16 protein-coding genes are annotated in these 26,875 nt (G+C 58.8%); 4 read left to right on the forward strand and 12 right to left on the reverse strand.

Annotated elements, in window-relative coordinates:
- Window positions 1-12: 12 nt before the first annotated feature.
- Entirely contained in the window at window positions 13-780 is a 768-nt protein-coding gene (locus D3871_RS12345; protein ID WP_119769160.1) for a 3',5'-cyclic-nucleotide phosphodiesterase, read from the reverse strand.
- Window positions 781-1,199: 419 nt separating this feature from the next.
- Here D3871_RS12345 and D3871_RS12350 point away from each other — a divergent pair, with 419 nt between their 5' ends.
- Entirely contained in the window at window positions 1,200-3,569 is a 2,370-nt protein-coding gene (locus tag D3871_RS12350) for a GspE/PulE family protein (RefSeq protein WP_119769161.1), read from the forward strand.
- Window positions 3,570-3,786: 217 nt separating this feature from the next.
- Here the strand turns inward: D3871_RS12350 and D3871_RS12355 are convergent, their stop codons facing one another.
- Genes D3871_RS12355 through D3871_RS12365 form a run of 3 tightly spaced genes read right to left on the reverse strand, consistent with a single transcriptional unit; the run spans window position 3,787 to window position 11,810 of the window.
- Window positions 3,787-4,665 carry a FecR family protein gene (locus tag D3871_RS12355; RefSeq protein ID WP_119769162.1) on the reverse strand — a complete coding sequence of 293 codons (879 nt, stop codon included), beginning with the start codon at window positions 4,663-4,665 and terminating at the stop codon, window positions 3,787-3,789.
- Window positions 4,634-10,192 carry a two-partner secretion domain-containing protein gene (locus D3871_RS12360; protein WP_119769163.1) on the reverse strand — a complete coding sequence of 1,853 codons (5,559 nt, stop codon included), beginning with the start codon at window positions 10,190-10,192 and terminating at the stop codon, window positions 4,634-4,636. Before D3871_RS12360 ends, D3871_RS12355 begins: the two co-directional genes overlap by 32 nt.
- A 25-nt stretch (window positions 10,193-10,217) precedes the next feature.
- Entirely contained in the window at window positions 10,218-11,810 is a 1,593-nt protein-coding gene (locus D3871_RS12365) for a ShlB/FhaC/HecB family hemolysin secretion/activation protein (RefSeq protein ID WP_119769164.1), read from the reverse strand.
- A 447-nt stretch (window positions 11,811-12,257) separates the two neighbouring features.
- Here D3871_RS12365 and D3871_RS12375 point away from each other — a divergent pair, with 447 nt between their 5' ends.
- Entirely contained in the window at window positions 12,258-15,347 is a 3,090-nt protein-coding gene (locus tag D3871_RS12375) for a bifunctional diguanylate cyclase/phosphodiesterase (RefSeq protein WP_158597927.1), read from the forward strand.
- A gap of 66 nt (window positions 15,348-15,413) precedes the next feature.
- On the opposite strand, the gene D3871_RS12380 is transcribed toward D3871_RS12375, so the two are convergent.
- Window positions 15,414-16,172, reverse strand: coding sequence for a Mut7-C RNAse domain-containing protein (locus tag D3871_RS12380; protein ID WP_119769167.1), 759 nt, complete (start codon window positions 16,170-16,172; stop codon window positions 15,414-15,416).
- A 323-nt stretch (window positions 16,173-16,495) separates the two neighbouring features.
- Here D3871_RS12380 and D3871_RS12385 point away from each other — a divergent pair, with 323 nt between their 5' ends.
- Complete coding sequence (locus D3871_RS12385) at window positions 16,496-17,332, forward strand: universal stress protein (protein ID WP_119770046.1); 837 nt, start codon at window positions 16,496-16,498, stop codon at window positions 17,330-17,332.
- 7 nt (window positions 17,333-17,339) lie between these two features.
- Here the strand turns inward: D3871_RS12385 and D3871_RS31340 are convergent, their stop codons facing one another.
- Together D3871_RS31340 and D3871_RS12395 are read right to left on the reverse strand one after the other, a co-directional pair.
- Window positions 17,340-18,995, reverse strand: coding sequence for a methyl-accepting chemotaxis protein (locus tag D3871_RS31340; RefSeq protein ID WP_119769168.1), 1,656 nt, complete (start codon window positions 18,993-18,995; stop codon window positions 17,340-17,342).
- Between the two features lie 341 nt (window positions 18,996-19,336).
- Window positions 19,337-19,663: a hypothetical protein gene (locus D3871_RS12395; RefSeq protein WP_119769169.1), complete on the reverse strand. Its 327-nt coding sequence runs from the start codon at window positions 19,661-19,663 to the stop codon at window positions 19,337-19,339.
- Between the two features lie 1,166 nt (window positions 19,664-20,829).
- Between D3871_RS12395 and D3871_RS12405 the strand changes: the two genes are divergently transcribed.
- A complete protein-coding gene (locus D3871_RS12405) occupies window positions 20,830-21,099 on the forward strand; it encodes a GlsB/YeaQ/YmgE family stress response membrane protein (protein ID WP_119769171.1) in 270 nt (89 codons plus the stop codon).
- A 177-nt stretch (window positions 21,100-21,276) separates the two neighbouring features.
- On the opposite strand, the gene D3871_RS12410 is transcribed toward D3871_RS12405, so the two are convergent.
- From D3871_RS12410 to D3871_RS12430, 5 genes are all read right to left on the reverse strand, one after another.
- On the reverse strand, window positions 21,277-22,989 hold the full coding sequence (locus tag D3871_RS12410) for a long-chain-fatty-acid--CoA ligase (protein WP_119769172.1): 1,713 nt from the start codon (window positions 22,987-22,989) through the stop codon (window positions 21,277-21,279).
- A 117-nt stretch (window positions 22,990-23,106) separates the two neighbouring features.
- Window positions 23,107-23,871: an SDR family oxidoreductase gene (locus D3871_RS12415; protein ID WP_119769173.1), complete on the reverse strand. Its 765-nt coding sequence runs from the start codon at window positions 23,869-23,871 to the stop codon at window positions 23,107-23,109.
- 8 nt (window positions 23,872-23,879) lie between these two features.
- Window positions 23,880-25,097 (reverse strand): acyl-CoA dehydrogenase family protein, encoded by a 1,218-nt coding sequence (locus tag D3871_RS12420; protein ID WP_119769174.1) that lies wholly within the window; start codon window positions 25,095-25,097, stop codon window positions 23,880-23,882.
- 263 nt (window positions 25,098-25,360) lie between these two features.
- Complete coding sequence (locus D3871_RS12425; protein WP_119769175.1) at window positions 25,361-26,131, reverse strand: SDR family oxidoreductase; 771 nt, start codon at window positions 26,129-26,131, stop codon at window positions 25,361-25,363.
- Between the two features lie 7 nt (window positions 26,132-26,138).
- Entirely contained in the window at window positions 26,139-26,846 is a 708-nt protein-coding gene (locus D3871_RS12430; RefSeq protein ID WP_119769176.1) for a histidine phosphatase family protein, read from the reverse strand.
- Window positions 26,847-26,875: the final 29 nt, after the last annotated feature.

The following is a 26,875-nucleotide window of genomic DNA, read 5'->3' on the forward strand; positions in this document are numbered from 1 at the left end:
GCGTGCGGCGCTTCAGAATTCGAACACGTCTCCGCACTTGAGTGCGCGGAACGGCCGCCCGCCGCCGCCGGCTTTCAGTTCCTGCATGATCAGGTCTTCCTGGCCGGGTTTGAGGTGATAGATCAGAAATTCGATGCGGTCATCCATCGCATGGAGGTCCTCGATCAGCGAACCGGGGCAAAAGTGCATCGACTTGGCCGCCAGTTCCCGATCGGCGTTGGCAAACGAACAATCCACGATGACTTTCGAGAGCTTGGTTTCCAGCCGCATCGCGGTCCAAAGCTCCGGGGTGGATGCCATGTCGCCGGTAAACAAAAAGCCTGAGCGGCCATTCTGTACGAGATAGGCCGCGGAACCCACGGTATGGTTGACCGGATGCGAAGTGAGGCGTCTTCCGTCGAGTTCGACGGTGGCGCCGTGCGCGACGGTCTTCCAGCGCAGCGCCGGATGTTCGGTATCGGGAATCGCCGCGAAATCGGGCCACAATACCCAGTTGAACAGATGCTGCTTGAGCGAGGAAATGATCTTTTCGGTCGCATGCACGGTGATCGGCGCGCTGCGCTTGCCCTGCACGGCATCGACCAGCAAGGCGAGGCCAGCCACATGATCGAGGTGGCAATGGGTGATGAATACGTGGTCGATGCGCGCCAGCTGTTCGACGCCAAGCCTGGTCAATCCCGTGCCGGCGTCCAGCAGGATGGTGTCGTCGACGAGCAGACTGGTGGTGAACCTTTCACGGCCACCGATGCCGCCTGCACATCCGAGTACTTGAAGCTTCATTGCGCAATGCCCGGCACGTCCGGGCGGAATGGTATGTGCGGTGTTTCCGCGGTCCAGGCGAATTCACCCGGACCCTTGCGCACCGCCGAAAGCATCCTCATGTACCGCCCCCTTTGCTTTTTTGAATGATTGTAGACTGAATCAGCGCGGTTGCGGCTTTTTCGTCGCACCGGACGAGGCGTGAAAAATTATGCTTGCTCCGCTGATACATTTACGCAACGTCATTCATAATGACGTGGATATCGGTCTGGCTGATGCACGCTTCGTCATCGGCACCCCGCACTACGTAGAGGCCTATCCCCTGTTTCGCCCACATGAACATGCCAAAACGCCAACATGTGCATGTCGCAAGACGCATGCGTCTTCGACGATAGGGAAATCCTTGTCCATTTTGAAACATATTTGAAGAACGGGACCACATGAGCGCGGTTCTAGGAACACCCAAAGCGGGACTGGCGGACGATGTCAATGTCCGCCTCCATTTTTTCAAGAAGCTGCAGGCAGTCACAAACAAGATCCATGCCACAAGTAACCTGGACGAGATCATGCTCGACCTGTCGCAGGATCTGTGCGATCTGTTCGATTGCGACCGGCTGACGCTGTATGCAATGAGTGATGACAAGACCTGCATCGTGTCGCGGGTCAAAACCGGCCTGAATTCGTTCAAGGATTTCCAGCTTCCGCTGTCGCCGCAAAGCATTGCCGGCTATGCCGCCCTCTCGCGACGCGTGATCAATCTGCGCGACGTCTATGACGACAGCGAACTGAAATCGCATTCGCCGGACCTGCATTTTCAACGCGGCGTCGACCAGCATACCGGCTACCGCACCAAGCAAATGCTAGTGGCCCCGCTGATCGACGAGCAGACCAATACGCTGCTAGGCGCAATACAGCTGATCAACAACCGTACCGGCGAAGCATTTTCGTCCGTCGCGGAAGAAGGCATCAAGGAACTGTGCAAAACCCTTGCCATCGCCTATACCCAGCGCCTGAAACCCGCCCCGCTGATCCGCTCCAAATACAGCGCGCTGGTATCCGAAGCCGTGCTGTCGGCGGCGGAGCTGGAACTGGCCACCCGTTCGGCACGCCGCAAGAGCGACGACATTGAAGAAATCCTGATCAAGGAATTCCAGGTCACGGGACCGATGATCGGTCAGGCGTTGGCAAAGTTCTTCGGCGTCGCCTATGAACCGTTCAAGGCGGACCGCACCAAGCCGGTGGAACTGCTCAAGAACCTCAAGCGCGAATTCGTCGAGCAAAGCCAATGGGTGCCGATCGAGGAAGGTGCCGAGGGCGTGGTCGTGCTCGCCATCGATCCCGAACATGTGCGCAATGCGCGCGTGATCAATAACGTATTTCCCAAGGCTCGCCTGAGCTATCGCGTGACGACCAATCGCGAATTCAGGCAGACGGCAGACCTGTTCTTCGACGCCGAAGGCGATCTCGCATCGGTCGGCGACCTGTTGTCCGGCATGGATGGCGGCGATGAAGATGATGGCGTCGAATTGTCGGAAGCCGACCTGTCGGCCGCCGCCGAAAACGAACTGGTCAAGCTGGTCAACAAGGTCATCGTCGACGCCTATCGCCAGGGCGCATCGGATATCCATATCGAGCCACGACCGGGCAAGGAAAAAACCGTGATCCGTTTTCGCAAGGACGGATCGCTGGAACCGTATATCGAAATTCCGTCCAGCTATCGCAATGCGATTTCGGCCCGTATCAAGATCATGTGCGATCTGGATATTTCCGAACGGCGCAAGCCGCAGGACGGCAAAATCAAGTTCAAGAAATTCGGCCCGCTCGATATCGAACTGCGGGTCGCGACCATTCCGTCGGCTGGCGGCGTCGAAGACATCGTGATGCGCATTCTTGCTGCCGGCGATCCGATTCCGCTCGACAAGCTGGGTGTGCTGCCGCACAACCTGGAGCGCCTGCGCGCCGCGGTCAGCAAGCCCTACGGCCTGTTTTTCGTCTGTGGGCCGACCGGCTCGGGCAAGACCACGACGCTGCACTCGGTGCTTCATCACCTGAATACACCGGAAACCAAGATCTGGACCGCGGAAGACCCGGTGGAGATTACCCAGAAAGGCTTGCGCCAGGTGCAGGTCAACCGCAAGAGCGGCCTCGACTTTGCCACCGCGATGCGCGCTTTCCTGCGCGCCGATCCGGATGTCATCATGGTCGGCGAAATGCGCGACAAGGAAACGGTCAGCATGGGTATTGAAGCCTCGCTGACCGGTCATCTGGTGTTTGCGACACTGCACACCAACAGCGCGCCCGAATCGATCGTCCGCCTGCTGGACATGGGCATGGATCCATTCAATTTTGCCGATGCGCTGCTCGGCGTGCTGGCCCAGCGTCTCGCCAAGCGCCTGTGTATCAACTGCAAGCAGGCATATGAGCCGAACGCGGAAGAACTGCAGCTGCTGCTGGCCGAGTATTGCGAAGAATTGCGCAATACCGACGCCTTCAAGGATGCCCAGGCCGGTCAGCAAGGCGTGCTGAAAAACTGGGCAAAGAACTATGCCGATACCAACGGCAAGTTCAAGCTATACAAGGCAACAGGCTGCGACCAATGCAGCAACGGTTACAAGGGGCGTGTCGGCCTGCATGAACTCATGATAGGCACCGATCGCCTCAAGCGGCTGATCCAGGAACACAGCCGCGTCGCGGTCATGCTGGCGACGGCGCTGGAAGACGGCATGCTGACGCTGAAGATGGATGGCATAGAAAAGGTCTTGTCGGGCATTACCGATATCAAGCAAGTGCGCGCGGTTTGCATCAAGTAATCCGCGCTAGTGTAGTGTTTCACGTAGATTGAGACTTATAAAAGTGATGGATTTCGCGGCGAATCGAGGCGCACACCGCAGCAATAGCGAGCTATTGCGAGGATTTGCAACGAAGAGTCGGCGTGAAGGACGTACTTTTATGTCTCAACATGAGTGAAACACTACACTAGGGTTGCGCCTGGATGCCATCCAGGCGCAACCCTAGCAAAATTCCACTTCATCTGACCTCGCAATCCACGTTGCTGCTATTGGTCAGATTGCCGCCACTGCCTGTCTGCGGCCCTGTCGATGAAGAGAATGCCGGCGGCGGCGAGAACCGGATGCCCGGGTTGTTGGGCAACAGCACCGGCGGAAGTAAACGGCTGGGGGAGAAACCGAACTGCCCCGCCGAAAAAGACTGACTGCCGCCGCGATTGCTCAAGTGGATCACGCCATCCAGTACCTGCACATACAATCCAGGCGCACGTCCGCCGTCCGGAGCCTGAGCCAGCAGCAGGGAACCGGTCTCACGCATCGGAAGAACCGCAAGCGGCAAACCGCCGGCCGGCGCGTCGCTGACCGGCAAGGCGTTCGAATAGCTGCCAACCGACGCCACGCTGGCGGCCGCATAGGCAGCAAGGTCGGGCTGCGCAGGCGGAATGTATTCCGCGACGAAGATCGTACCGCGGATGCCGATGGTCGCGGTCGGCGTATTCATGCCGAAACGTTCCTTGTTGCGTTTGCCCAGCGTGCCGGTAATCGCGCGCAGTCCGCCCTTGACCAGATTGAAGGTGGCGCTGTCGTTTTCAGGCTTTTCCTCGTCGAATGAAAAACTGTCGATTTTCATCTGCGTTCCGGGCCGCAGCGTGATCTCGCTGTTATCAACAAACTTGATCCGCGCGTAGGTATCTTTTTCGGTGATCAGCGTATCGCCCTCTTCCACCTGGGATTTGGCCGACAGCACCTTGACCGTGCCGTCCGGCTTCTTTGCCAGCAGCGGGCCGCTGAGATTCGTGACCGTGCCCGCGACCTGGGCCGCGTACGCAAAGGTCGCCGCGCACAGCGTGCCGAGGAAGACCAGGGACTTAGTTGCAGTAAAGCTTCTTTGCAATCTCATTTTTCTTTACTCCATTGTCTTGCTGGCTGCCGGTATTCTTCTTGTCGTCCTTGGCTTCATCCTTGCTCTCGGACTTGCTGCCACCCGAACCGGATCCTTTGACGGCCTGTGTCTGCGGCGCCGTGCTCGACGATTCGCTCGATGTCACCGTGTTCGATATGGTGGTCGACACGGTTGTGGTGACGATGGTGTTCGACGTCGATGCAATCGTCTCTGCCAGGGTATTGCGCTGGGTCGGTGGAACCATCGGTAAAACCGTACTGCATCCTTCGGCCGAAGGATTGGTCGTGCACTTGTTGGCGATCGGCACAACGGTCGAGCAGCCTTCCCGTGTCGGTGTGGCTGAGCACTGCGCGATGGTAGGCAGCACTGCACCGCAGCCTGAAAGATTCGGATCGCTGCTGCAGGCGGCCAGCGCCGGCAATACTACGGAGCAACCGGCGGTCGCCGGAGCGCTGGTGCACTGGCTTAGCGTCGGCAACACAACACTGCAGCCCTCCGCGGATGGCAAGCTGGTGCACGCCGCCACGGTCGGAAGTACAGCGCTGCAACCTGCAATGCCTGATGATGCGATGCACTGGCTTAGCGTCGGCAGTACGGCACTGCAACCGGCCGTCGTCGGCGCGGTGGTGCACCGGCTTAGCGTCGGCAACACGACGCTGCAACCCACAGTCGTCGGCGCAGCCGTGCACCGGCTTAGCGTCGGCAATACGACACTGCAACCGGCAGTCATCGGTGCAGCCGTGCATTGGCTTAGCGTCGGCAATACGACACTGCAACCGGCAGTCATCGGCGCGGTCGTGCATTGGCTTAACGTCGGCAGTACAACGCTGCAACCGGCAGTCGTCGGTGCAGCCGTGCATTGGCTTAGCGTCGGCAATACAACGCTGCAACCGGCAGTCGTCGGTGCAGCCGTGCATTGGCTTAGCGTCGGCAACACGACACTGCAGCCTGCTGTCGTCGGCGCGGTCGTGCATTGGCTTAGCGTCGGCAACACGACACTGCAGCCTGCTGTCGTCGGTGCAATCGTGCATTGGCTTAGCGTCGGCAGTACAACGCTGCAACCCGCAGTCATCGGCGCGGTCGTGCATTGGCTCAGCGTCGGCAGTACAACGCTGCAACCGGCAGTCATCGGCGCGGTCGTGCATTGGCTCAGCGTCGGCAGTACAACACTGCAACCGGCAGTCATCGGCGCGGTCGTGCATTGGCTCAGCGTCGGCAGTACAACGCTGCAACCGGCAGTCGTCGGTGCGGTCGTGCATTGACTTAGCGTCGGCAATACGGCACTGCAACCGGCTGTGGTCGGCGCAGTCGTACACTGACTTACCGTCGGTAAAACCACGCTGCATCCTGCGGTTGTCGGTGCAGTAGTACATTGGCTAAGCGTCGGCAATACCGTGTTGCAACCCGCCTGCGAAGGATTTGCCACGCACTGATCGAGCGTCGGATCGGGCGGTGGCGGTGGCGGTGCAGAGGGTGGATTGGTTGGTGTTTGCGTAGTCGTCAGTGTTCCAGGATTGCCGCCCGCCACGATTAGACTGGTGCCGGACACCGCAGCAGTTCCGCCCGATCCAGGCACACCGCCGGTGAAGAAGCCATTGTCGCCGGAGGTGGTCGTGCTGGCATGCGAGGTGCCGTAAAACACCTTGCCGGTGGCATTGTTGAAAGTCAGCTTGAGCGGTGCCGACGACAGCGATGCTGCATACGACTTGTAGCCGCCCGAGTTGTTGAACGTTAGATCGCCGCCTACCGTCAGCTCTGCGCCGCCAGTCGCCTTGACATAGGCATCCCCGGCACTGGCCGTAATGGTCATGTCGCCCGAGGCGCTCAGCTTTACCACGCCACCCGTCGAACTGACCTGCGCGTTGGCCGCAAGGATGCTTCCGCCGATGTTGCTGATGTCTATCCCGCCGGAACCCGCCGATATGGCACCCATCAGTTGCAGACTGGCGACGCTGGTCTTGACCTTGACAGAACTCGTCGTACCGGATGAATTGAACGACGACCCCAGCTTGCTGATGGCGTTCGTCTGGGTCAGGTCGATGTTGCCGGTAACGACGGCATGCAGATAGCCGGAGATGACCGTGAGCGCATCCTGTCCGATGGAACCGCCAAACATGTTGGTGTACATGCCACCGGGGCTGGCGTAATTCCCCTTGAACTGTATGGCGCCGCCGGATGCCGTGAAATTGATCGAGCCGGCGGTCACTCCGCTGGCAGCGGGGTTGATCGCGTTGAGATTTGCCTGGGTCAGACTCAATGCGCCGGGGTTCGCAGTCGCGCCGGCGATTTCCAGGGCACGACCGGAAGTATTGGTGTGCAGGTTGACTTGCCCTCCATTACCCACCGACCCGCCGATCATGGTGCCGCCAAAGTCCATCTTATCGGCAACCACCTTGAGGTTGGTGGAACCGGTCACGCTTCCGCCTGAGCCCTGGGTAACCGTGCCGGTGCCGTCGGTGCTGTTTGCCGTAAGCGACACTTCGCCTCCGGTGATATTGGTCGACGATGCAATCTCCAGGCTGGGCGCGGACAGCGTGACCGCGCCGGTACCGGCATTGATGGCGCCGCTGACCGTGGCGGTGCCGGCTGTCGAACTGATGGTCACCGCCTTGTTCTTGGTAGTGATCGCGCCGATTTCCCAACCGGCCGCCCGTCCGTTGGACATCGACAACCCGCCGGTACCATTGCCTAGCGGGTTAAGCGCAGCCACCACCTTCGTGACGCTATTGCCGGTTTCGTTGAGTGTGACGGGTCCCGGCGTTTCAAGATTCAGCTCGCCGCCGGTAATCTTCGCCAGGGCAGCCTGGCCGATGCCGGCCGTTGCATGCGTCGACTTCAGCTGGATAAGGTTTGCGCTCGGCGTGGTAATGCCGGTGACGCCGTCGATGGTATTGACGTTGATACCGTTATACGAGGTGTACTTGAAATCCCCGCTGTTTGCCACGCCCGCGATGACGCCGGTGCCATTCGATTCCATTAGCGTGACCGCTGCGCCGGTCGCCTGCACCGACGAGCCGCCTTCGATGGTAGCGCCGCCGTCCTGGGTGATTACCCCGCCGGATTTCAGGCTTAATGCCGTACTCACATTTTGCAATGCGCCGCCGGCTCCTCCCATCATCGCATTCTTGATGGTGAGCGAGCCGCTGGCCATATCGCCGATGAGCAAGGTGCCTGCGCTGACCTTGTTCAACTCAGCAATGCTCAGTTCAAGCTTCGCCGTTCCATCCGCAACATCCGATGAGGCGACATCGATGGCGGTGTCGCCGGTGACAGGAACAAGCTCGACGCGGCCTGCGCCGTTGGAAGCATTGACCGCCGCATTGATGGCCATCTTGTCGGCCGCCAATGCGATCGTGCCGGCATTGGTGGTCGAGACCGATGCCGAGACGGTCAGCAGTTTGCCCGCCGCGTTCTTGATCTTTACCTTGCCTCCGCTGGCGCCCTGCGCGATGCCATAGGTGGTTCCCTGCGCATCAATGGCAAGATCCTTGCTCAATGCGGTATTGCTGATATTGATGTCGCCACTGGCTGCGGTATTTCTTACGTTGAGAAACGCGACGCCGGTCTCCATCGCGCCGCCGCTGCCGTCTCCGATCGCGCCGGCGGACGACATTTTCAGGTTGCGCGCATAGATGTATTTACCAGCCTGCATGTTGATTGCGCCGCCGGACGTCAGCGTGACCGTGCCGTCCGTTCCCGGGCCGCCTGCGCGCGCGTCGATATGACCGCCTCCCAGTGTCATGAATCCGCCGGAGGTAATCGAAATGTCGCCCCCATTGCCGCTGGCCGGCGTCGTGGTTGCGGCGCGCAGGACCACGGAACCGGTGCCATTCAGCGAGATCGCGCCACCGCCCGTGGTGAGTTTTCCGACCGTAATGAGTGCAGACTGAGGTGACGTCCCGGTACCGGTTTGCATCGTGATCGTACCGGTGCCCTGGGTCTTGAATTCAAGGTTGGGACCGTCGGAACTGCCGACGAGGTCGATACCTATGCTGCCGGTACCGTCAGTCGATGCATTTCTGGTCCTCATCGTCAGATTGGCATTGCTCGGCAGTGTCACCAGGTTCGAGAAGCTGCCGGAGGTGGTGATCAAATCGCTGGCTTCGAGCACGATGTTCGTGCCCGGATTCAATCCTTGCAGTTCGGACTGGTAAATCGTGGTCGGCCCCGCGTCTGCAAAATTGATAGTTCCCGACGTGGTCGTTCCCTGGAATGTGCTGTTGCCATCGGCTGCGCCATCGTTGCTGCCGCCGGCGATGGTGATCACCGCCGGGTCCAGCAGCAATGTGCCGTTTCTGCCCGCTGGCGCGGCGACATCCACCTTGGCGCGGTATTCCAGATTCGTTTTGCCCGAGGTTTCGACCAATCCGCCGTCGCCGCCCTGCTGGCCGCCGCGCGCAGAGATGGAACCGTATGCGCGCGCCGTATCATCGGCCCACACAATGACTTTGCCGCCGTTGCCATTATCGAGCGCATCGGCTTTGATCTCGGCGCCCTGACCAAAAAACGTACGGCTAGCATTGCGAATGGACGTGTTCTTGCCCTGGTAGTCGCCTCCGACCAGGACCGTACCGCCACCGGTGCGGCCGCTCGCATCGATTTGCGCGCCGTCGGCCATCCCTACGCGTTCGCCCAGGACCAGCACCTCGCCGCCCTTGCCGGTGCCTGTCGCACTCGTGCGGCTGCCTGCTTCCAGTATGGCGTCGCCGCTGGCCTTGAACACTACCTTGCCGTTTTCACCGACCACCGCACTGTTGGCATTGACGACACCGCGCTGCCTGACCAGTGCGCCATAGATGCCGGTACGGCCGCCCTGCGCAATGACCTGCCCGAGGTTGAGCGCTTCATCCGACGGGGCCGACAGCACGACCTGCAGGTTCGGATCGAGCGAGTCAATCAGTTGCACCGTATGGCCCGCGGCCAGCAGCACTTCGCCTTGCGGGGAGGTGATGATGCCGCTGTTGTCGATATTCGGTGCGATCAGGTACACCTTTCCGCCAGCCGGTGTTGTGATTGCACCCTGGTTCTTCAGCGCGGCCGCCTTGTCGCCCGCCTTGAACTGCATGCGGCCCGCGATGAAATCCTCGTTGCTGATATTGAGCGTTGATGCCACCAGCCCGTTGACATCGACCTGCGCGCCCTGGCCGAACAGGATGCCGTTGGGATTGACCAGGAACACGCGTCCGTTCGATTGCAATGCGCCCAGGATTTGCGAAGGATCCTGGCCGACGATGCGATTGAGCACGCTGCTATTGGGGTTCTGCTGAAGGAAGCGGGTGACTTCGCCGGGATTGATGGAGAACGATTGCCAGTTGATGATCGCGCCCGGCGTGTTGGTAATCGACAGCACATTGCCTTGCGCCGCGAAGCTGGCCTGGCCATTGACGACCTGCGGACCGACCGGATTGGCAACAATGGAAGCCGGAGCGAAACAGCCTGCGACCAGCAGCGGCAGCAGCCTGCGCCGCAGTGCAGCCGATCGCGGTTCCCGTACCCGGTCATGGAAAGTGGCATTGTTCTTCATGGTTCTACCCTGCTTCCTTACTTGCTTAATACGTCAGCCCAAGCCGGATGTGCAACCGGCCATCGCCTTTTATCTGTGTCACGCCGCCATCGACCACATGGCCGTAATCCATCTGCATCGTGAGGTGCTTGCTCATGCCAAGGCGGAAGCCGAGCCCGATACTGCCAATCGACGCCTTGGCATCTTCTCCCGGCAGTGCATTGTTGCGGCTGAGGTGCGCCGCATCGTAAAAAGCGAGCGCACGGCATTGCGTTGCCACTGACTGGATGCTTCCGCACAAATTCGGCGTGTACAGTTCCGCGCTGATCAACCGGCCCTCATCATTGGAGACATCGCGCTCATGAAAGCCGCGCACGGTACCGGCGCCGCCCGCACCGAATTGTTCACCCGGCACCAGCGCATCCCTGGTGTACTGTCCCGACAGCGCTACCTTTACCTGCCAGTCGTTGCTCAGCGAACGGGCGTAGCCGGCGTTGTAACGCAGGATGGAATAGGCGGCCGGCGCACCCGCGCGCAGCCTTGCAAAATCCGCGCTGCCGCCGCGATCACCACCGGGAATATTACGCATGCCGGTAAGGCTGAAGACCATTTCGCTCCGACCGTCGCTCCAGTTGCCGCCATAGGCGATGCTCAACGGATGAACGGTGACATCGTTGCCCAGCTGTACGCCGCTCAATGCGACATTGTTCTTGTAATCCTTGTAATCCAGGCCATAGACGATGCGCGATTCATAGTTGCCCGCGCGTCGCAGATTCTGGTTGTAGCGCGCACCCATCACGGTGCCGCGGCCGCTGACCTGCAGATTGAAGATACCGGCCAGTACCGAGCCGGAATCGACATCGGAATAACTGGCAAACAGGTCGATGGAGTCGCCCAGCGCATACAGCGGAACGTGATAGCCGACGCCATACACGCTGACCTGGCTGGGACGTTCCAGCGTGGTGGTGTATTGCAGGCTCAGGACCTGATCGGTGCCGGCCACATTGGCATACTGAAACTGGGTTGCCAGCTGCGTTTCGCCGGTCGACTTGTTACCGCTATTGTCCAGCGTGGCAGCGATGCGCCAGGGTTTGTCATCCTCGACCTTGAGTACTGCATTGACTTCATCGTCACGATCGCCGCTTTGCAATTGCAGGGTGGTTTTCTTCGCCGGATTTTCGTTGGCCAGTTTCAGGCTGGACGAGATCTGAGCGATATTGGGCGATTCGCCTTCGCGCAGGCCGGGCACGCTGCGGCGGATATTGGCATCGTCAAATGCCTTGTTGCCTTCCACACGTACCTTGCCGAGCCTGGTCTGAATGACGTGCAAGCGCACCTCGCCTTGTTTCAGCACCTGTTCGGGCAAGGCGACCTGCACGACGTTATATCCCAGTGCGTGATAAGCCGCTTCCAATGTTTCCAGCGCGCGCTGCACATCGCCGAAATTGCGCGCCTTGCCGGTAAATGGGATTAACAACGTATCAATTGTCGAAGGATCGAGCAGCGTGTTGCCGGTGACTTCATAACGGGTGATTTCAAATCGCCCAATTGCATCCGACTCCTCGGCGGCGATGGCGGCAATTGCCAGAACCAGCAAGACACTGCCGGCGATTACCCGGCGGGGTAAGAATTTGTTCATATCGACAAAGGGACAAACAGTGCATTTTTGCTATCGAGATGCGTTGAATATCGATAACTTTTTCCAAGTAGAAACTATAACGCACGGGTTTGACCAATATCAAAATACTTGCCTTTTCTATATTACAAATTCTGCATCCCCGACAAAGCTGCAATCTCTGAGGCTCCATGAGGTTGCTGCAGCCCCCGGCTCGATGACTGTCCGCGACGGGACGCGCGGCGCCGATGCACTGGAACCGTGCGTCAGCAACGAAGTCCTATGTTCAATACGGGGGCCATTGGCTTGAGCAGTTTCAAAAAGCACCACTGCCGCGATGGCATAGTGGATGCATAGGATTCGTATTGGCATAAGTTGCAAGCTTATGCCAATACGAGTCCATAGCTGCTGCGCTCCCTGCTCAGCTGCACTCTTCATGGCTTCTCCACTGGAAGGCTTGAGATGGAGCTGATGAGCATTCTGAAAAATTACACGGGTAATCGGTCTCGCTGGAATCGATTGGCGGACGGCACGACCTATCTCGCCGCCTTCGGTTTGCTTACTGCTCTCTATTATCTGAGCTGTCAACTGTCAACCGGGCTTGGCATGCTGCCGGGTACGGTAAGTCCCTTATGGCCTCCTGCAGCCCTGGGTGTATTTGCGGTGCTCAAGCGCGGTCCCTGGATCGCACCAGCGATTTTTCTTGGAGCGCTGTTGAGTCTGCTCACTACCAGGCTGCCTTGGTATTCGGCGGCACTGATCGGCATGGGCAGCGTACTCGAGGCTTGTACGGCGGCTTGGCTTGTGCGGCGGTTCTATCAGGCCGAAGCGGGTTTGATCCTGCGCGGACCGGTCTTTCGCTTTGTCGGCATCGCCCTGGTCTGCGCAATGCTCGGTGCCGCGTTCGGCACGGCTGCGCTTGCGCTTGCCTACGGCCGCACGCCGAGTATGCCAGGCGTGCAGTGGGTGACGTGGTGGCTGGGCGACGCCACCGGCATGATTGTCGGCGTTCCGCTGCTACTGGCGTGGAATCCGTTTGCCGGTGTTCGATGGGCGCAAGCCAGAATCACTGAAGCGCTTGCTTTTTCCATCTCCTTGCTGGTCACGGCGCAGATTGCATTCGGCGGTACGCTGGGAACTCTGCCGATCGCCTATCTGCCGATTCCTTTTTTGTTGTGGGCCGCGTTCCGCTTCAATTTTTCCGCGGTCAACTGGACGACTGCCGTCATCTGCAGCATCGCGGTATGGAACACCGCCCGCGACACCGGTCCCTTTTCGTATGGAGACGGCAGCTTCCATACGTCGCTGACTTTGTTGATGGTGTATGTGGGTGTGCTGGGAACCACCGGGCTGGCGCTTGCGAGCCTGATCTATCGCAACCAGTTTGCACAGCGCGAATTGCGCAGCGAGCGCGACAAGCTGGAGCAACGGGTGGCCGAGCGTACCAAGGCGCTCGTCAAGGATATCGAGGCGCGCAAGCGGATAGAGCGGGCGCTCGCCGCACGGGAACGCGAACTAGCCGATGCACAGCATTTGGCGCAAGTGGGCAGCTGGAACTGGGAGATACAGACGAGCACGATTACCTGGTCCGACGAGCTGTATCGCATACTCGGCGTCGATAACACGTTATATCAGGCGAATCCCGAAAGCTTTCGGCAATTCGTGCACAAAGACGATCTTCCGGCTCTCACGATAGCAATGGACCAATGCCGCGAGCCCGGCCAGTCTTTCTTTCTGGAGCATCGCGTCGTACTGCCGAACGGAGAAATCCGAACAGTGGCCGCCCATATACGGTCTATCCTTGCGCCGGATGGAAAACTGCTGAGACTGTTGGGTACGGCGCAAGACATCACCGACGCCAAGGCTGCGGAACAATCGCTGCGCGAAGCGGAGGAGCGTTACCGTACCGTCGTGGAATTGTCACCCGATGCCATCCTGGCACAGCAGGACGGCACGCTGGTGCTTGCCAATCGCGCCGCAATCACGCTGGTTGGCGCCACGCGCATCGACGACATCGTCGGACATTCGCTGTTTCGCTTTATCGAACCGCAATTTCATGAACTGGTACGCGAACGGACACGATTGCTGGAACAAGGCGACGTGCTTCCCGCGCTGGAAAACACCGTTGTCCGGCTCGACGGCACAAAAGTCGATGTCGAGATCTGTTCTTCCGCCTTCATGCATCTCGGAAAATTCGCATCGATGTATGTCATTCGCGACATCACCGACCGCAAGCGCACCCAGGAACAGATGGCTTATCTCGCGCATTACGACTCGCTCACGGGTTTGCCGAACCGCGTGCTGTTTTACCAGCGGCTGGAGCATGCGCTGACCATCGCAGAGCGGCCCGGGCGCTCGCTGGAAGTGCTGTTCCTGGACCTGGACCGGTTCAAGATGATCAACGATACGCTGGGGCATGCCGTCGGCGACTTGGTGTTGAGGGAAGCCGCGCAACGATTGCAGGGCACCTTGCGTGAATCCGACACGGTCGCACGCCTGGGCGGCGATGAATTCGTCGTCCTGGTCGAAAACATCGACGAGCCGCATCGCGGCGGCATCATTGCCGAAAAAGTCCTTGCCGCATTCCGCCGGCCGTTCGACGGCGGGCGGGAACCCTTGCGCATCAGCACCAGCATCGGCATCAGCAGCTTTCCGACCGATGGCAGCAATGCCGATACCCTGATCAAGCATGCAGACAAGGCGATGTACCGTGCCAAGGAAGTCGGCCGCAACAGCTACCGCTATTATTCGCCCGCGATGAACCGGGATGCACAGGAAAGACTGGCACTGGAGTCTGCTCTCAGCGGCGCGATTGAAAACCATCAGCTCTCCATCCATTATCAGCCCAAGGTCGATATCCTGAGCAACCGCATCAGCGGTATGGAAGCCTTGTTGCGCTGGCGGCATCCCACCTTGGGTGACGTGCCGCCGCAGCGCTTCATTCCGCTGGCTGAAGATACCGGCCTGATTCATTCAATCGGTTATTGGGCGATGCGCACGGCCTGCGCCCAGAACCGCGCATGGCAGGTATCCGGTTCTGCACGTCTGAAGGTAGCCGTCAATCTGTCCGTGCGGCAATTGGTCGATGACAGGCTGATCGATAATATTTCGGCCATCCTGGAAGAGACCGGGCTGGAAGCGTGCTATCTCGAACTGGAAATTACCGAGACCGCCGTGATGGCCGAGCCCGACAAGGCTGTCCAAGTGCTAAAGAACTTGCAACAACTGGGCGTCAGCGTCGCGATCGACGACTTCGGCGCCGGCTATTCTTCACTCTCGTATCTCAAGCAGTTTCCAATACGCGCAGTCAAGATCGATCAGTCGTTTGTGCAGGCATTACCATCGAGCCACAGCGATTCGGCCATTACCAAGGCCATCATCAGCCTTGCACATAGCATGGAATGCAGCGTCATCGCAGAAGGCACGGAAACGCGGCAACAGTTCGAGTTTCTGCGCGAGCATGCCTGTGACAGCGTGCAGGGCTTCTATTTCAGCGAACCCATGCCGGCGGATAAGTTTGGCAAACTGCTGCGATCGGAAGAAAATCTGCGGCTGCATTAATCGCGATTCGGCAAAGGCAATCACTGCATCCTGCTTTGCCCACGCAGACACACGACAGCATCGGATTTATCTGTCCGCCACGCCGGCACTGCCCAGCATTTCCGCCACACGCTGACGCATGCGTACCACATGCGAGCCTTCCCAATACACGTGCGCGCAGCCCTGGCATTCATAGAACCGGTCGTACACCAGCCTGCTATGCAGCGGTACGCGATGCTCGACATCCCTTTTCGCGACGGTTTGCAAAATGCCATTGCAGTTCAGGCAGCGGCTGAAAGCCTGTGCAGAGCGCGCAAGATCGAAGCGGACGAGCACTTCCGACAATTGCTCGTCGCCATTGATGGCATGAAGGTAACAGCCATACACGATTTCCTTGCGAATCAACAGGTCGCGGTCGCGTGTCAGCACAATCCGTCCGTCATCCGCCGCGATGCGGGCCACCTCGGCATCGCTATAGTCGTTGCGGTACAGGACATCGAACCCCAGCATGCGCAGATTGCGCGCGAGCTGTCCGAGATGCGCATCGGCGATAAAGCGGTTGATGCCGGATTGTCGCGGCCGCAGTCGAACCAGCGGTGATATGTCTATCTCGTTGAAACAGGGATAGACACTGATCAATTCGCCGTCATCGACGCGGTATGAAAAATCGACGGATACGCCATCCACAAGAATCAGTTCGACCTCGGTATGCGGCACCCCCAGCGCCTCGATCATGTGTTTGACGCTAGCGTCGCGTGAACATGGATGGCTGCAAAGACGTTGCCTTTGCGATGGCACAAGAAAATTGTTCAGTTCTGCGTAGAAACGGAACGAGGCAGTGGTCACGACTAGCCACCGACCGATGAGGATGCCTGCAAATTGCAGGGCAGCATGGAAAGCAGCATGTTGATGGTATGCCGGCGGTGCATCACGGCTCCGAGTCTTTAAATGCCCAATTTTTTATTCTATGGCGCGGACGGACAGAATCAAGCAATTGTTGCATCGTGCTGCATGCCGCCGCATACGCTGCCCCTTTGAAACCACAACTTTGATGCTCGTCAAAGTGGAGATCATCGAAAGCGGTCATTGGAAAATTGCCCTGTCTAACTAGCGCATCACTTGGCAACAGGACATAAGACCGCAAGGGCAAAATGTCCGGAGAGATCATCATGTCATACAAGACCATACTCGTGCATGTGGACGAGTCAATACGTGCAGGCGAACGCATCAAGCTGGCGGCGGCAGTCGCAATGACGGAAAAAGCCCACTTGATCGGGACCGCAATGACAGGCGCGTCGCGCTATCTGGTACAGGCACGCATGCTGACGGAGCTCGATCCCAATCTGCGCACCCACCTGGACTTTCTGCGGCAACGCGCACGGCGCGGACTGGAAGACTTCGATGTCACGGCGCGCAAGCTCGGTCTGGACTCTTTCGAAAAACGCCTGGTGGATGACGAAGCCGGCGCTGGTATTTGCCTGCAGGCACGCTATGCTGATCTCGTCGTGATCGGGCAAAACGATCCAAATGAAATCTCACCGGTAGTCATGCCCGATTTTGCGCAGTATGTCGTGCTCAATTGCGCGCGGCCGGTGTTGCTGGTCCCGCACACGGGCCGATTCGACAATATCGGCAATCAGGTGCTGATCGCGTGGGATGCAAGCATGGAGGCCGCGCGCGCGGTCACTAGCGCGCTCCCTCTGCTGCAGCGTGCTCAGCAGGTCGATGTCGTCATCTTCAATGCTCGTGCTTCCGGATCGCCCGGCATGCCGCCCGGAACCGAGATCGTGCATTATCTGCGCCGCCATGAGATCAGGGCCGAACTGCTGCAGCGCCGTGCCGACGGTCCGGTCGGCGAAGCCGTCTGTGCGCTTGCTTCGGATACCGGGGCAGACCTGATCATCATGGGCGGATATGGCCACGCGCGTTTTCGCGAGCTGGTGCTTGGCGAAGTAACGCGCACCCTGCTGGCGTCCGCGACGATACCGGTGCTGATGTCGCACTGATGGCGTGTCAATGGCCGCAGAATTCTTCCCGATCGCTATTGCCCGCATGCGCCGGGCAGGCTGGCGGCATCAGACGAATGGCTTCACCGCCCGCGCGCGCAACGGTGTCGGTACCCGACAAGGTGAATAAGCTGACCACTTGTGACAGGCTGACCGCCTGGTCCTGCAAGGACGCTGCGGCGGCGGCCGCTTCTTCCACCAGGGCTGCATTCTGCTGCGTGACTTCATCCATCTGCGCAATGGCCTGATTGACCTGTTCGAGACCATCGGTCTGTTCCTTGCTCGCAGTGGATATCTCTCCCATGATATCGGTCACGCGACGCACGCTCGCGACGATATCGTGCATGGTCGCCCCCGCTTCATCGACCAGCTTGGCGCCGATATCGACTTTTTCCACCGAGTCGTCAATCAAGGCCTTGATTTGGCCTGCTGCGGCGGCAGAGCGTTGCGCGAGATGACGCACTTCCGTCGCGACCACGGCAAATCCCTTGCCCTGCTCTCCTGCACGCGCCGCCTCCACCGCAGCGTTGAGCGCGAGGATATTGGTCTGGAACGCGATGCTGTCGATCACGTCGATAATATCCACGATCTTGCGTGCCGATTCATTGATCGATCCCATCGTATCGACCACTTGCGACACCACGGCGCCACCCTTGACCGCCACCTGCGAAGCCGATACCGCAAGGCGATTCGCCTGTTGCGCGCTGTCCGCGTTTTGCCTGACAGTGGCAGTCAGTTCCTCCATCGATGACGCGGTCCGCTCCAGCGAACCCGCCTGCGCTTCGGTACGCGCCGACAGGTCAAGGTTGCCCGACGCGATCTGGCTCGACGCCGTAGCGATGGCTTCCGTGCCTGCCCTTACCTTGCTCACGATGCGCACCAGACTTTGATTCATTTCCTTCAATGCGTGCAACAGCTGCCCGGTTTCATCCGATGAGTCGACGACGATTTCCTTGGTCAGATCGCCGGAAGCTACGCGCCTGGCGACGTCGACCGCATCGGCCAGCGGACGTGCGATCGCACGCACCAGCCAGATACAAATGCCCGTACCCAGCAAGACGGCAAATGCCATGCCGGACAGGCAGCTATTGCGCACCCAGATATAGATTTCCTGATTCTTTTCATAGTCCTTGCGGGCGCTCTGTTCGTGGTACTGCATCAAGGCATTCGCGGCTTCGGCCACCGGCTGTATGTGCGTCGACAGCGGACCGCGCAGTATCTGCACTGCCTGCGCGGTATCGTTGGCGCGCAAGGCGCCAATCGCCGGAAACAAGCCTTGCGCAAGGTAAGCCTTGCGGCTTGAGGCGAATTGCTCGGTCAGCGCCTGCTCCTGCGGCGACACGGTGTTCTTCGTGTCCGCCAGGATGCCGCTCCAGGCCTTGTTGATTTCTTCCATGCGTTTTTCGATCGCGTCGAGTTCCATCGCGACTGCTGCCGGCTCGGCGTGCACAGCCTGCGCAAGCGCGAGCTGGTTTCGGTCGATCAGGCGCACCACGCGATCCAGCGCAGTCAGCGGCACCAGCCTGTGCTCATAATTGCTGCGCAAACCGGCATTGGCCATATACAGGCTGCCCAAGCCGATTACTGCACCGGCAATACACATGAGAGATAAAAACGCTACGACAAAAATGAGGCGTGATTTGATGGAGAGATTGCGTAGCATGACTTCCCTTGTATGGCGGATCCCGTACCGGCGTCGATAAGCCAGCCGACGTCGGATCGTTCCGGAGCGATATGACAAGGGGGAGAATAGGCAAGCGGACATTGAAAAACCTTGATCTCAATCAAGATTTCAGGAAAGCAAGCCATGAGGAAAGAAGGGAGCAGAACGCGCCTGCGCCGGCCCTGAAAAGGCACCGGCGATTGCGCATGCAGAACTATTGTCAAGGAAAGCAAACAAATGCAGCGCCCGGCCACCGGCTCCATGCCGGGCGCTACAGCCTTGCATCAGCCTGCGAGCTTCGTCACAGTGCTGGTGCAAGGCCGGATTGCGTCCTCTTGGCCTTAGTGGAAACTCGGCTGGTTTTGCTGCGGAGCGTCGGCGGCGGGCTTTGGCTTGCCCTGTGCGTCGCTCAAGCGGTATTTTGTGCGGCGGTCCCCCATCAGGTCGCGCAGTTCGCGAATGCTCATGCCGGTGCATTCATGCATACGGATCAGTAGCGAGGCGCCGATCGGCAGACGACGGTGGCGGATCTTGCTGATCACCGGAGGGGCCACTTCCAGCATGCGGGAGAGTGCGGCGTCGTTCTTCAGATTCATTTTTTCAAGCAGTGTATCGAGCAGCCGATTTGGATCGTAGCTTTCTTGCCCTGCCAGCGCGTGTTCAGTCATGATTTGCTCCTCTAGTCAACGTTGTAACCGATCGTACTCGGGTGTAACAAATGACAACTTGACCCTGATTAAGTTTCCTGCTGCGCCAGATTTTCTCGGAGATTTTTTCAATGCATGCGGGAACGCAAAAGTCCTTCAAAAAATTTCCGCGCAATGCTCTTTCTTCGAGCGACGCTTCGTGCTACCAGCTACGGAGTTTGAGAAGCAATATGTACGGCGATATATCAGAACATTGGCGAGAAACCCTTACCTGTATTGTTTTCAAATGCGCTTGGAACATTTACACGAGCAAATTGCCAAATCAGCCATAAATCAATTGATTCGCCCCTTTCCTCTACGGGCACAGGATTTGCACTAACTCCCTCAACACGTTTTATCACGGACTAACGGATCTGACCTTGGCAGAAGGAGGTCGCGATGAATCTGGGACTGCCGCGCGACGCCGAAACGGTGCGAGGCAAGGTGGTTGAGCAATGGCAATTCTGTCCCGACACAGTTTGTCCTCCATCACCGAGCCGCGCGACCTGCCGACGGGAAACTGCAGCTTGTGCGGGTCATCAGCCTCCATGAACATGCAGCGCAGGTCCGGCTGGACGGAGCGGCGGCATTGACGTTCGAACAGCACGAGGCTCTGGTCATTTGCGTATCGCCTGGTCTTCACGGCAAATGGGACATATCGGAACAAGGTTTGGATCGACCACTCACTCGCATCATTTGATAGAAAGGAGGACGCCTATGCGCATGCCGCGGCGTTAAGGAACGCCATACTGGGAGTCACGGTCCTGGTCGAGGACGACGAAGGTTTTTCGCCGCTACCGATGCAGGTCGATGCTCAAGGGCGCCTGGATGGGGCAAGCCGTCCGGGCGAGGGTACCGGTTGACTGTACGGCGTGGAAGCCTGCCGTAAGCAGATTCATGAAGACGCAGATGAGACTGCAGCGCACATTCATGGCATCCGGTAGCGCGGATCGCGTGCGCGCAAAGATTCTCGCATTACGGGAGTGATCACCACGTTTCGACGGTCTCTTGCAGTGGTTCCGAAGATCGCAACGCATCGCATCTGGATGACGCTGCGGGTACTGAAGGACAGCACCGATGCATGAACCATTTAACAGGCAGTTAGTCTATTGATGTAGCCAGTCTATCAACATACTTAGGAGGTAAAAATGAATTTTATTATCTGGATTGTTGTCGGTGGTATTCTCGGCTGGCTCGCCAGCCTGGTGATGAAGACAGACGCCAGCCAAGGCATGCTCCTCAACATCGTAGTTGGTATCGTTGGCGCACTGCTTGGCGGTTGGCTGCTTGCACCGCTGTTTGGCACAGGAACCATCAACCAGAATGACTTCAGCATCTCATCGCTGCTAGTGTCCTTCCTTGGCGCGGTGATCCTGCTAGCTATCGTGAACCTGCTACGCCGCGGGACGCCCCGCTAACAGAGCCTGTCAATACTTGCTCTGACCGTGATTCATGCAAAGCGAATCACGAGTAAACGGATCTCCTGGCTTGCACCCCTGCGTTGATCCGATGGTGCAGGATACTGAACTCCCGACAGTACCCTGCACCACCCTCCTTTCTCGTTTTCCTTCCCTTCGAACCCAGATATCCTGATTTCAGGATGTCGAACGCCTGCGCTCTTCTTCCTCGTAAAGCTCTTTTTTCGACAGCTTGCCGACCGGCGTCTTGGGCAATGCCTTGCGAATCTCGATTGCCTGCACCATTTCATGCCTTCCCAGCCTGCGCTTGAGGAAGGTTTTCAGTTCGTCGAGGGTGAAAGCCGGTGCGTCCTTCTTCAATGCGATAAAGGCTTTCGGAGATTGTCCGCGATAGGCATCGGGCACGCCGATCACGCTGACTTCCGCAACCGAAGGGTGTTCATAGATCGCTTCTTCGATGATGCGTGGATAGACGTTATACCCGCCGCACAGGATCATATCCTTGGTGCGATCGACAATGAACACAAAGCCGTCTTCATCCATGTAAGCCACATCGCCGGTCCGGAAATAGCCATCGGGCGTCATTGATGCGGCGGTCGCGTCCGGACGGTTCCAGTACCCCTTCATGACATTCGGCCCCTTGATGCACATTTCGCCGCGCTCGCCCGGCGCTGCTTCTAGCAATGGATTATCGACGTCGACAAACTTCAGCATCACGCCCACCGTCGGCATGCCGCATGAGCCCACTTTTTGCATGCCATATACCGGGGTAAAAGTGCCGGTAGGCGAAGTTTCGGTCATGCCCCAGCCTTCCACCAGGCAGCAACCGGTCAGACGCTGAAAACTCTGGTTCACCTCGATCGGCAGCGGAGCGCCGCCCGAGTTGCAAAATTTGAGCGAACCAAAATCGTAATCGCCGATCTGCGGATGATTGATGATGGCCGTGTACATGGTCGGCACGCCGGGAAAGACCGTCACCTTCTTTTCGGCCAGGTCGCGCATGACGGCCTCGAGATCAAACCTCGTATGAAGAATCACTTCGGCACCCATGCGGATGGCGAACAGCATGTTGACCGTTAATGCGTAGATATGGAACAACGGCAGCACCGCCAGTACTTTTTCCCGGCCTTCTTCCAGTACCCTGGGTTCGCCGCCGACGACCGCGGCGATCTGGCTGCACGCTGCGGTGAGGTTGGCATGCGTCAGCATCGCTCCCTTCGGCAAGCCGGTCGTGCCGCCGGTATATTGCAGCACGGCGATGGTATCGTTGACGTCGCCAACGGGATGCGGCTGATAGTCGCCTTCGTTGCGCAACAGCTCGGCAAAGCGCAGGTGCCTGTCGCCGTAATGCACCGGCACCAGCATGCCGGTCTGCTCCATCTGCCTATGTACCGCGTCGGGATGACCGGACATTTCGGCGATGCTGCCCACCACCAGTCTTTGCAGCCGCGTCGTGTCGAGCAGCTTGAGTATCTGCGGATACAGCGCCGCCAGATCCAGCGTGACAATGATATCGGTCTGGCTGTCGCCGACCTTGTGCGCAAGAACTTTTTCCGCATCCAGCGGCGAATAGTTGACCACCGTACCGCCTGCCTTCAGTACGCCGAAAAAGCTGATCACATAATGCGGCGTATTCGGCAGGAAAAATCCGACGTGCACGCCGGGCTTGACACCGAGGTCCTGGAAACCCTTCGCGGCCTGATCGACCAGCTGCTGCAATTCACGATAGGTGATCGAACGTCCCATGAAATGGAGAGCCGGGTGATGCGCCCATTTTTCGGCCGCGTCGTCCAGCAGTTGCTGCACCTGCATCGTGGGCAATGGCATATCCCAGCGCAATCCGGCGGGATAGGATTTAATCCAGGGAAAGGGAGCTGCTGTTGTTGTCATCCTGCTGTCTCCTATGAAATAAATGCGGACTTAGGGTCACTTTGTGCCAGGGAAAAAGACGGCAAGACGCCAACAGCGTGTTTACCGCTGTTGGCGTCTTGCCTGCTTCCGGAAAACTCAAATCGCAGTCAATCCTCCATCCACCGCAAGCTGATGCCCGGTCACGAACGATGCGCTGTCCGAGCATAACCACAGTGCTGCGTTGGCGATTTCCTGCGCCTCGCCGAGCCGGCCGATGGGATGAATCTTCTCGATCATCTTTTGCCGGCGCGGTTCGCGCTGGATCGCCTGATCCATCATCGGTGTGCGAATGACGCCGGGACATACCGCATTGATGCGGATGCCGGCACGTCCGTATTCGGCCGCAGCCGTTTTCGTCATGCCGACTACCGCATGCTTGCTGCCGGCATAGATCGGCTGGGTCGGCGCGCCAACCAGGCCGGCGACCGATGCGGTATTGACGATGGTGCCGCCGCCCTGCTTGAGCATTTGGGCGATTTCATGTTTCATGCAAAGCCAGACGCCTTTGACATTGACGTTCATGATGCGGTCAAACGTCTGTTCGTCGGATTCCGCCAATGGCTTGTGTTCGATTTCGATGCCGGCATTGTTGAATGCGCAATCGAGGCGCCCGAACCGGGCGACGACAGCCTCGACCAGCGCCTGCACCTGGGCCGACTGCGATACATCGGCCTGGATGAAGACCGCTTCTCCGCCCGCTTCGGCAATCATGGCGACCGTTTGTTCACCGCCCGTCGTGTCGACATCGGAGACCGCGACGCGCGCGCCTTGCGCCGCGAAGGACAAGGCCGCGGCACGCCCGATGCCGCTGGCCGCGCCGGTGACCAGCACCGACTTGCCTGCAAATGTGTTGCCAGTCATGGTGATCCTTATTTGTATTTCTTGAGTTCCATCTTGCCGATCTGGTTGCGATGCACTTCATCCGGCCCATCAGCCAGTCGCAAGGTGCGTGCCTGCGCATACGAATACGCGAGTCCGAAATCGCTGGTGACGCCGCCACCGCCATGCGCCTGGATCGCCCAGTCGATCACCTGGCATGCCATGTTCGGTGCCGCCACCTTGATCATCGCGATCTCTTTCGCGGCGACCTTGTTGCCGACCGTATCCATCATGTGTGCCGCATTCAGGACCAGGAAGCGTGCCTGGTCGATCAGGATACGGGCGTCGGCGATACGTTCCAGCGTCACGGTCTGTTCCGCGACGGGCTTACCGAAAGCCACCCGCTTGAGGGTGCGCTTGCACATGTCTTCAAGTGCACGTTCGGCCAGGCCGATCAAGCGCATGCAGTGGTGGATACGGCCAGGTCCGAGGCGTCCTTGTGCAATTTCGAATCCGCGTCCCTCGCCAAGCAGGATATTCGACGCAGGCACGCGCACGTTTTCAAACAGCACTTCGCCGTGGCCGTGCGGCGCATCGTCGTAGCCGAATACCGGCAGGTGGCGCAGAACCGTCACGCCGGGCGTGTCGCGCGGCACCACGATCATTGATTGCTGCAGATGGCGATTGGGATTGCTGGGATCAGTCTTGCCCATGAAGATGAAGACTTTGCAGCGCGGGTCGTTGGCGCCGGACGACCACCATTTGCGTCCGTTGATCACGTATGCATCGCCATCGCGCACGATGGACGATTCGATATTGGTGGCGTCCGAAGAAGCGACTGCTGGCTCGGTCATGGCAAAGCAGGAGCGGATCTTTCCTTCCAGCAGCGGCTGCAGCCATTGCTCCTTCAACCCCTCGCTGGCATAGCGCTCCAGGGTTTCCATGTTTCCGGTATCGGGCGCCGAACAGTTGAACACTTCCGGCGACCAGTAGGAGCGGCCCATGATTTCACACAAGGGCGCATATTCGAGATTGGTCAGTCCGGCGCCGCGATGCGACTCCGGAAGAAACAGGTTCCACAGATCTTGCGCGCGCGCCTTTTGCTTCAGCTCGTCAATGACCACCGTCGGCACCCAGGGATTGCCGTTGGCGCGGTTTGCCTGCACTTCTGCATAGTATTTGTCTTCGTTCGGATAGATATGCTCGTCCATGAAGGCGATCAGACGTTTTTGCAGTTCTTTGACTTTGGGGCTGTACTGGAAATCCATGGAATACTCCTTGAAATACTGCGCTTTGCGCACATAGTGGGACGGCGTGATTGCTGTGCCGTCAATGCTTCATTCGATAATGCGTGCGGTTCGGGACGTGCGAAACCGATCGGCCTGAAACCATGGCCGATGCCTGCAATACAAATCGGGAATTGCTGTCGAAAGAGGCCGGCTTTGCAGGACGGGATCACCCGCCCTGCCGCCGTTTTTATTGTGCTGCTTTGTCTCCTGCCACTCTCGCTTCCTACTGCAAAACCATTTCGCTATCCAAGCAGATAGCCGCCGTCAACGTTGAGCGCGGTGCCGGTGGTATAGCTTGCCGCGTTCGACACCAGATACAGCACCGCGCCGGCCATCTCGTCGGGATGGGCGACACGACGCATCGGTACGTGCGGCATCATCTTGTTGAGCACGTCCGGGTTATGCACCAGCGCTGCTGCGAACTTGGTATCGGTTGCGCCGGGCAGCAAGGCATTCACGCGCACGCCGGATGGCGCGCATTCCTTCGCAAACGCTTGTGTCATCGAGATCACGGCGGCCTTGGTGATCGAATAGATGCCTTGCATGTCGCCAGGAATGACGCCGTTGACCGATGCCACGTTGACGATGCTGCCGCCGCCGTTCTTGGTCATCAGCTTAATGCCGTTGACCGAACTGTAGAAATAGCCGCGGATGTTCACGTCCAGGGTTTTCTGGAACGAAGACAGGTCGGTATCGACGATGTGTCCGAAATACGGGTTGGTAGCCGCATTGTTGACCAGGATGTCGAGGCGGCCGTGCTTTTGCTCAATGGCGGCGAACGTGGCTTCGATCTGCGCCATCTCGCCGATATGGCAAGCCATGGCTTCGGCCGAGCCGCCGGCGTCGCGAATGGCGGCCACCACGGTTTCGCAGGATTCCGCCTTGCGGCTGGAGACGATCACATGCGCGCCGTACGCGGCGAGCGTTTTGGCGATCGATTCGCCGATACCGCGGCTGGCGCCGGTGACAAGGGCCACCTTGCCGGACAGGTCGAACAGGTTTGCGTTACTCATGCTGGTCCTAACGATAAGTGATGGTATGAGGTTTGCCCAGCCATTCCAGGTGGGCGTAATTGTTGAGCGTGCTGAGCGTGACGCGATCCGGCTGGAACAGCAGCTTGGTCACCGCGCAATTCACGAGTGTCCAGTTCAGTTCGGCGACCTGCTTGTCCTGCAGCCCCAGTACATGCTGGCAAATGGTGGAAATCGTGCCGCCGGACGTGAACACGATGATCGATTGCGACTTTTCCGTCCCGCTCATCACGCGCCGCAAGGCAGCGACGCAGCGGCTGCGAAATCGCGGCCAGGGTTCGCGGTATTCATGGTCGTACAAGCCGCTCATCCAGCGCGACATCGATGCCTGGAAAATATCCTGAAATGCGTATTTCGCTCTCGGGCTGGACGCGAGGAAGCGCTTCACTTCTTCCGGATCGTCAAACTCGGGACGATGGCGCACCAGCACTTCGTGGTGGTCGTATTCATTGAAATCCGCATCGGTCTGCCATTCGATATCGACGCGCTGCGCTTTCGGCAATGCGGCGATGCAGGCATCGGCGGTCTGGCGGTGACGCTTCATGCCGCCGGTGACGACACGATGAAACGTCTGGTGGGTGCTGGCAAACCATTCGCCCAGCAGCCGGGCCTGTTCCATGCCCAGCTCCGACAACTGGTCGTAGTTGGCGCTACCGAATGAAGCCTGTCCATGGCGGACGAGGTAGATCTGTCCCATTGCTGCTTCCCCCTGAATGACCACCTGAC

Source organism: Noviherbaspirillum saxi (assembly GCF_003591035.1).
GTDB classification, from domain to species: domain Bacteria; phylum Pseudomonadota; class Gammaproteobacteria; order Burkholderiales; family Burkholderiaceae_D; genus Noviherbaspirillum; species Noviherbaspirillum saxi.

What these genes read in the sequence shown, in the direction of transcription:
- D3871_RS12345 (WP_119769160.1), bottom strand. Translation starts at nt 780, where the DNA reads ATGAAGCTTCAAGTACTCGGATGTGCAGGCGGCATCGGTGGCCGTGAA.
- D3871_RS12350 (WP_119769161.1), top strand. Translation starts at nt 1,200, where the DNA reads ATGAGCGCGGTTCTAGGAACACCCAAAGCGGGACTGGCGGACGATGTC.
- D3871_RS12355 (WP_119769162.1), bottom strand. Translation starts at nt 4,665, where the DNA reads ATGAGATTGCAAAGAAGCTTTACTGCAACTAAGTCCCTGGTCTTCCTC.
- D3871_RS12360 (WP_119769163.1), bottom strand. Translation starts at nt 10,192, where the DNA reads ATGAAGAACAATGCCACTTTCCATGACCGGGTACGGGAACCGCGATCG.
- D3871_RS12365 (WP_119769164.1), bottom strand. Translation starts at nt 11,810, where the DNA reads ATGAACAAATTCTTACCCCGCCGGGTAATCGCCGGCAGTGTCTTGCTG.
- D3871_RS12375 (WP_158597927.1), top strand. Translation starts at nt 12,258, where the DNA reads ATGAGCATTCTGAAAAATTACACGGGTAATCGGTCTCGCTGGAATCGA.
- D3871_RS12385 (WP_119770046.1), top strand. Translation starts at nt 16,496, where the DNA reads ATGTCATACAAGACCATACTCGTGCATGTGGACGAGTCAATACGTGCA.
- D3871_RS31340 (WP_119769168.1), bottom strand. Translation starts at nt 18,995, where the DNA reads ATGCTACGCAATCTCTCCATCAAATCACGCCTCATTTTTGTCGTAGCG.
- D3871_RS12395 (WP_119769169.1), bottom strand. Translation starts at nt 19,663, where the DNA reads ATGACTGAACACGCGCTGGCAGGGCAAGAAAGCTACGATCCAAATCGG.
- D3871_RS12405 (WP_119769171.1), top strand. Translation starts at nt 20,830, where the DNA reads ATGAATTTTATTATCTGGATTGTTGTCGGTGGTATTCTCGGCTGGCTC.
- D3871_RS12410 (WP_119769172.1), bottom strand. Translation starts at nt 22,989, where the DNA reads ATGACAACAACAGCAGCTCCCTTTCCCTGGATTAAATCCTATCCCGCC.
- D3871_RS12415 (WP_119769173.1), bottom strand. Translation starts at nt 23,871, where the DNA reads ATGACTGGCAACACATTTGCAGGCAAGTCGGTGCTGGTCACCGGCGCG.
- D3871_RS12420 (WP_119769174.1), bottom strand. Translation starts at nt 25,097, where the DNA reads ATGGATTTCCAGTACAGCCCCAAAGTCAAAGAACTGCAAAAACGTCTG.
- D3871_RS12425 (WP_119769175.1), bottom strand. Translation starts at nt 26,131, where the DNA reads ATGAGTAACGCAAACCTGTTCGACCTGTCCGGCAAGGTGGCCCTTGTC.
- D3871_RS12430 (WP_119769176.1), bottom strand. Translation starts at nt 26,846, where the DNA reads ATGGGACAGATCTACCTCGTCCGCCATGGACAGGCTTCATTCGGTAGC.